Source organism: Streptococcus intestinihominis (assembly GCF_046824975.1).
In the GTDB taxonomy this organism is placed as follows: domain Bacteria; phylum Bacillota; class Bacilli; order Lactobacillales; family Streptococcaceae; genus Streptococcus.
The window spans coordinates 6529-12475 of the sequence record NZ_JBKQBL010000007.1 but is presented as its reverse complement, the minus strand read 5'-3'; the positions used below and the strand labels follow the sequence as shown (position 1 = coordinate 12475).

Annotated in this window: 7 protein-coding genes; all 7 read right to left on the bottom strand. The window is 43.0% G+C overall.

The window, feature by feature from the left end; genetic code table 11:
- Positions 1 to 193: 193 nt before the first annotated feature.
- Entirely contained in the window at positions 194 to 964 is a 771-nt protein-coding gene (locus ACLOR3_RS09530; RefSeq protein WP_129270616.1) for an acetyl-CoA carboxylase carboxyl transferase subunit alpha, read from the bottom strand.
- The gene (accD, locus tag ACLOR3_RS09525; protein WP_006597410.1) at positions 964 to 1824 is read right to left on the bottom strand and encodes an acetyl-CoA carboxylase, carboxyltransferase subunit beta; all 861 of its coding nucleotides are present in this window, start codon (positions 1822 to 1824) and stop codon (positions 964 to 966) included. Before accD ends, ACLOR3_RS09530 begins: the two co-directional genes overlap by 1 nt.
- Positions 1825 to 1912: 88 nt before the next feature.
- Entirely contained in the window at positions 1913 to 3280 is a 1368-nt protein-coding gene (locus tag ACLOR3_RS09520) for an acetyl-CoA carboxylase biotin carboxylase subunit (protein ID WP_048715214.1), read from the bottom strand.
- Positions 3281 to 3290: 10 nt separating this feature from the next.
- On the bottom strand, positions 3291 to 3713 hold the full coding sequence (fabZ, locus tag ACLOR3_RS09515; RefSeq protein WP_006596902.1) for a 3-hydroxyacyl-ACP dehydratase FabZ: 423 nt from the start codon (positions 3711 to 3713) through the stop codon (positions 3291 to 3293).
- A complete protein-coding gene (gene accB / locus ACLOR3_RS09510) occupies positions 3710 to 4198 on the bottom strand; it encodes an acetyl-CoA carboxylase biotin carboxyl carrier protein (RefSeq protein ID WP_048715213.1) in 489 nt (162 codons plus the stop codon). Before accB ends, fabZ begins: the two co-directional genes overlap by 4 nt.
- Before the next feature lies 1 nt (position 4199).
- Positions 4200 to 5432: a beta-ketoacyl-ACP synthase II gene (fabF, locus tag ACLOR3_RS09505; protein ID WP_411400983.1), complete on the bottom strand. Its 1233-nt coding sequence runs from the start codon at positions 5430 to 5432 to the stop codon at positions 4200 to 4202.
- Positions 5433 to 5450: 18 nt separating this feature from the next.
- Positions 5451 to 5947: 3-oxoacyl-ACP reductase family protein (locus ACLOR3_RS09500; RefSeq protein WP_412037176.1), on the bottom strand; the 497-nt coding region annotated here is incomplete at its 5' end.

Here is a 5947-nt window from a genome sequence, read left to right as displayed (position 1 = left end):
ACTTCTTCACACTTTGAACGGTTCTGGATTGGCTGTTGGACGTACAGTGGCAGCTATTCTTGAAAACTATCAAAACGAAGATGGTTCTGTAACTATTCCTGAAGTCCTTCGTCCATACATGGGTGGAGCTGAAGTCATCGCACCAAAATAAAGTTTAAAAAAACTGAGTCTTGCAAATTGCAAGCTCAGTTTTTTAATATTTACGAAAACGTTGGTAACGTTGCTCTAGAAGTTCTTCGAGAGGCAAGGCTTGTAGCTTCTTCAATTCTGCTTGGATTTCTTTCTTCACTTGAGCTAGTAATTCGCCATTGGAAAAACCATGCTCCGGAATCACCTTATCGACAATATCCATATTCAACAACTCGTGAGAAGTAATCTTCATTAACTCTGCTGCTTCCATGGCACGGCTTCCGTCTTTCCAGAGAATAGAGGCAAATCCTTCTGGACTCAAAACTGCATAGATGGAGTTCTCAAGCATCCAGACCTTGTCTGCTACAGCTAAAGCAAGAGCCCCACCTGAGCCACCTTCTCCGATGATAATCGCGATAATCGGAACTTTTAAGTCACTCATTTCCATGAGGTTACGGGCAATGGCTTCACCTTGTCCTCGTTCTTCAGCACCAACACCAGGATACGCACCCGCTGTATTGATAAAGGTCACAACTGGTCGACCAAACTTCTCCGCTTGTTTCATCAGACGCAAGGCTTTTCGATAGCCTTCTGGGTGAGGTTGGCCAAAGTTTCGACTGAGGTTATCCTGAAGATTTTTTCCTTTTTGAATCCCGACAACCGTTACCGCTTGTTCTCCTAGCCAACCAATTCCACCAATCACTGCACCGTCATCTCGGAAATTCCGATCTCCATGCAATTCGATAAAGTTATCAAAAATTCCATGTGCATAATCGAGAGCTGTCAAACGTCCTTGGTCACGAGCTTCTTTAATAATTTGTGTTATTCTTGTCATTACTTCCCTCCATGAAAGGCTAACAAGTCTGCGATTGTTGAACGCATTTCACTACGCTGGACAATCACATCCACAAAGCCATGCTCTTGCAAAAATTCAGCCTTTTGGAAATTATCCGGCAACTGTTCCCGTACAGTAGACTCGATCACCCGTCGACCTGCAAATCCCACAAGGGCTTGACTCTCTGCAATGATAATATCTCCTTCCATTGCAAATGAAGCCGTTACCCCTCCTGTTGTTGGGTCTGTTAAAACCGTCAAATAAAACAAGCCTGCTTTTGAGTGTCTTTGAACAGCTGCAGAGATTTTAGCCATCTGCATCAAACTGACGATTCCTTCTTGCATCCGAGCGCCACCAGAAGCTGTAAAGAGCACGACTGGGAGCTTTTCTTCTGTCGCCAATTCAAATAGACGCGTAATCTTTTCACCGACCACAGAGCCCATAGAAGCCATGATGAAATTAGAATCCATAATACCAAGAGCCACTTGATGGCCCCCGATCTTTGCAGTTCCTGTTAGCACAGCTTCATCAAGTCCTGTCAATTCACGAACAGCCGCCAATTTCTTCTTGTAGTTTGGAAACTTAAGCGGGTCCTTGGTCTCAATACCCGTAAACAATTCAATAAAGCTTCCTGGATCAATCGTCAATTGAAGTCGCTCAACCGCAGAGATGCGGAAGGTATAACCACACTTCGGACACAGACGTTCACTTCCTAGATCCTTTTGGTAAATCGTATGTTTACAACCCGGACACTGAGAAAACAACTCATCTGGAACCTCTGGTTTTGGCTGAGGTGCTTCAATGGCCGACCGATTGGGATTAATTCGAATGTACTTATCTTTTTTAGAAAATAAAGCCATCAACTTCTCCTTACTTGGTAAAAGAACTTTGTAATTGTGCGCGTTCATTCCTTGTGAAAATGAATCTCACATTTACAAAGTTCAATGCTTATTGATTTTTCTGATAATTTGGTAAAAATGTCTCCATCAGAAAGGCGGTATCGTAGTCACCAGCAATCACGTTCGAATCTGAAATCAAATCCAATTGGAAATCACTGTTGGTCATTACACCATCAATTTCCAACTCATAGAGGGCGCGTTGCATCTTCATCAAGGCATCAAAACGATTCTCTCCATGGACAATGATTTTGGCAATCATACTATCGTAGTAAGGTGGAATCGTATAGCCAGGGTAGACAGCTGAATCCACGCGCAAGCCGACTCCTCCACTTGGAAGATAGAGATTGGTGATTTTTCCTGGGCTAGGTGCAAAGTTAAAGGCAGGATTTTCTGCATTGATCCGGCATTCAATGGCATGACCAGAAATTTGAATATCTTCTTGGCTTACAGACAATTCTTGCCCAGCAGCAATTTTAATTTGCTCTTTCACGATATCAATTCCTGTGACAAATTCTGTCACGGGATGCTCGACTTGAACCCGAGTGTTCATCTCCATGAAGTAAAATTCGCCTTTACCTTCATCGTAAAGAAACTCGATTGTCCCAGCATTTTCATAGCCAACAGATTCTGCTGCGCGGACAGCTGCAGATCCGATTTGGTCTCGAATTGTCTTACCGATTGCTACGGATGGAGATTCTTCGAGGACTTTTTGGTTGTTTCTTTGAAGGGAACAATCCCGTTCACCCAAATGAACCACATGCCCAAATTGGTCAGCCAAGATTTGAACCTCAATATGACGAGCTGGGTAGATGACGCGTTCAAGGTACATAGCTCCATTGCCAAAGGCCGCCTTAGCTTCTGTCGAAGCAGATTCAAAAGCTGGAACTAGGTCCTCTGCCCGTTCTACTTTACGGATCCCTTTACCGCCACCTCCAGCTGACGCCTTGAGCATGACAGGATAGCCAATCCGATCAGCAACTTCCAAGGCTTCTTCAGCTGTATGAACTTCACCATCTGATCCTGGAATCACAGGTACACCTGCTTTGATCATTTGTGCTCGGGCATTAATTTTATCACCCATCATATCCATGACAGATCCTGATGGTCCAATAAACTTAATCCCTACTTCTTCACACATGGTGGCAAACTTCGAATTTTCACTCAAAAATCCAAACCCTGGGTGAATCGCTTCTGATCCAGTCAAAACTGCTGCAGATAAAACAGCATTCATGTTTAAATAAGACTCAGTTGACTTGGCAGGCCCAATACAAACTGCTTCATCCGCTAGTAAGGTATGCAAGGCTTCCTTATCAGCCGTTGAATAGACAGCGACTGTTTCAATTCCTAATTCACGAGCAGCTCGAATAATCCGGACCGCAATTTCACCACGATTCGCGATTAAAATTTTTCGGAACATAGAAACCTCCCTAGTTACCAATTGCAAATGTTAGGGTCCCGCTAGCAGCTAATTTCCCATCGACTTCCGCTTTTGCTTCCACGACCGCAATCGAACCACGACGCTTGACAAAGGTAGCCGTCATCACGAGCTGATCTCCCGGAACGACTTGTTTTTTGAATTTAACCTTATCCATTCCAGCATAAAAGACTAATTTCCCTTTATTTTCTGGTTTGGATAATTCTAAGACACCGGCAGTTTGTGCCAAGGCTTCCATAATGAGGACACCTGGCATTACTGGGTAGCTTGGAAAGTGCCCATTAAAGAAGGGCTCATTGATCGTCACATTCTTAATGGCTACAATCGTATCCTCACTTGTTTCAAGGACGCGATCCACCAACAACATCGGATAGCGATGCGGAAGAGCCTCTTTAATAGCTTGAATATCGATCATTTAATCCGTACCAATCCTTTCCCAAACTCAACCATTTCTTCATTTGAAACAAGGATTTCAGTGACAATTCCATCCTTTGGTGCAGGAACTTCGTTCATAACTTTCATCGCTTCAATAATCAATAGGGTTTGGCCTTTTGAAACGCTATCTCCAACCTGAACAAAAGCTGGTTTATCTGGACCTGAAGCTAAATAAGCTACACCAACAAGAGGACTTTCAACCACTTCCCCTTCTGCTGCTACTGCTGGACTTGCTTCAGGAGCTGGTGCTGAAGGAGCAACTGGTTCTTCTGCAAGAACAACAGGGCTCTCAACAGCAGGCACCACTTCCTGAACTACAGGAGCTGGCGTAGCAGGTTGTGGGCTAGCTACACTGCCAGTATTTTTACTAAATGATAGCACATCCGTTGCATTTTGATAGCTAAATTCACGAAGACTAGATTGGTCAAATTGACTCATTAGGTCTTTAATCTCTTGAATATTCACTTTATCCCTCCCAACGTTTAAAGGCTAAGACAGCATTGTGTCCTCCAAATCCAAATGTATTGGAAATAGCATAGGAAATCGGACGTTCTTGCCCTTCACCAAAGATGACATTGGCTTCAATATAATCTGATAACTCTTGTGTTCCAGCAGTTTTTGGAACATATTGATGGCGAATTGCTTCAATCGTTGCAATGGCTTCAACTGCTCCTGCTGCTCCCAAGAGGTGACCTGTAAATGATTTTGTAGAAGATACTGGAACTTCTGTACCAAATACAGAAACGATTGCACCACTTTCTCCTTTTTCATTTGCTGGAGTAGAGGTACCATGGGCATTGACATAATCAACTTGAGCTGGTTCAATTTCTGCCTCATCTAAAGCCAACTTCATTGCCTTGATAGCTCCTTGGCCTTCTGGATGTGGAGAAGTCATGTGGTAGGCATCACAGGTATTTCCGTAACCCACGACTTCAGCAAGAATGGTTGCACCACGTTTTTCAGCGTGTTCCAAACTTTCAAGCACCAACATTCCTGACCCTTCTCCCATTACAAATCCATTCCGATCTTTATCAAATGGAATAGAAGCACGAGTTGGATCTTCTGTTGTTGAAAGAGCTGTTAGGGCTTGGAAACCGGCGATTGCAAATGGCGTAATAGAAGCTTCTGAACCACCTACCAACATCAAATCTTGGAAACCAAACTTAATAGCGCGGAAAGCATCCCCAATCGCATCATTTGAAGAGGCACAAGCTGTGTTGATTGATTTACAAATTCCATTAGCTCCAAAACGCATCGCAACATTCCCAGATGCCATATTTGGCAGAGCTTTTGGAAGGGTCATTGGTTTGACACGTTTTGGTCCTTTTTCATGCAAACGAATCACTTGATCTTCGATTTCTTTGATGCCACCGATACCAGAAGCAACAATGACACCAAAACGATCTTTATCAATAGCTTCTACATCTAAACCTGCATGATTCACAGCTTCTTGAGCTGCATACAAGGCATATAAAGAGTAGTTATCAAAGCGATTTGTATCCTTCTTGATAAAGTACTTATCAAATGGAAAATCTTGGATTTCAGCTGCATTATGAACAGCAAAGTCACTGTGGTCAAATTTTGTGATCGGACCAATTCCAATCTTTCCTTCTTTTAAGCTATTCCAAAAATCTTCTGGAGTGTTTCCGATTGGAGATGTCAAGCCATAGCCTGTTACAACAACACGATTTAATTTCATTTCAAAACCTACCTCTTTTTATTGCATGGTTAAGCCACCATCAATTGCGATGACTTGCCCTGTTAGATATTCTTGAGTCGCAAGAAAGACTGCAACATCTGCCACTTCTTCTGTATTTCCAAATCTTTTCATTGGAATTTGAGCGAGAGACATTTCTTTAATTTTTTCCGGAAGTCCTTCTGTCATATCAGACTCAATGAAGCCCGGAGCAATGACATTGACTCGAACATTTCTTCCGGCTACTTCACGCGCTACCGATTTAGAAAAACCGATTAACCCAGCTTTCGAGGCAGCATAGTTAGCTTGTCCAACATTTCCTGTCAGACCGACAACACTCGACATGTTAATGATAGCACCTTCACGTGCTTTGGTCATCGGTTTTAAGACTGATTGTGTCATATTAAAAGCACCGGTCAAATTCACCTTCAAGACTTGCTCGAAATCTTCTTCCGTCAATTTCAACATGAGCTTGTCATTGGTAATCCCAGCATTGTTGACAAGGATATCTACTGAAC

Bases quoted from the DNA above. Each gene is read 5' to 3' on its own strand.
- ACLOR3_RS09530 (WP_129270616.1), bottom strand. From the start codon at position 964: ATGACAAGAATAACACAAATTATTAAAGAAGCTCGTGACCAAGGACGT.
- accD (WP_006597410.1), bottom strand. From the start codon at position 1,824: ATGGCTTTATTTTCTAAAAAAGATAAGTACATTCGAATTAATCCCAAT.
- ACLOR3_RS09520 (WP_048715214.1), bottom strand. From the start codon at position 3,280: ATGTTCCGAAAAATTTTAATCGCGAATCGTGGTGAAATTGCGGTCCGG.
- fabZ (WP_006596902.1), bottom strand. From the start codon at position 3,713: ATGATCGATATTCAAGCTATTAAAGAGGCTCTTCCGCATCGCTATCCG.
- fabF (WP_411400983.1), bottom strand. From the start codon at position 5,432: ATGAAATTAAATCGTGTTGTTGTAACAGGCTATGGCTTGACATCTCCA.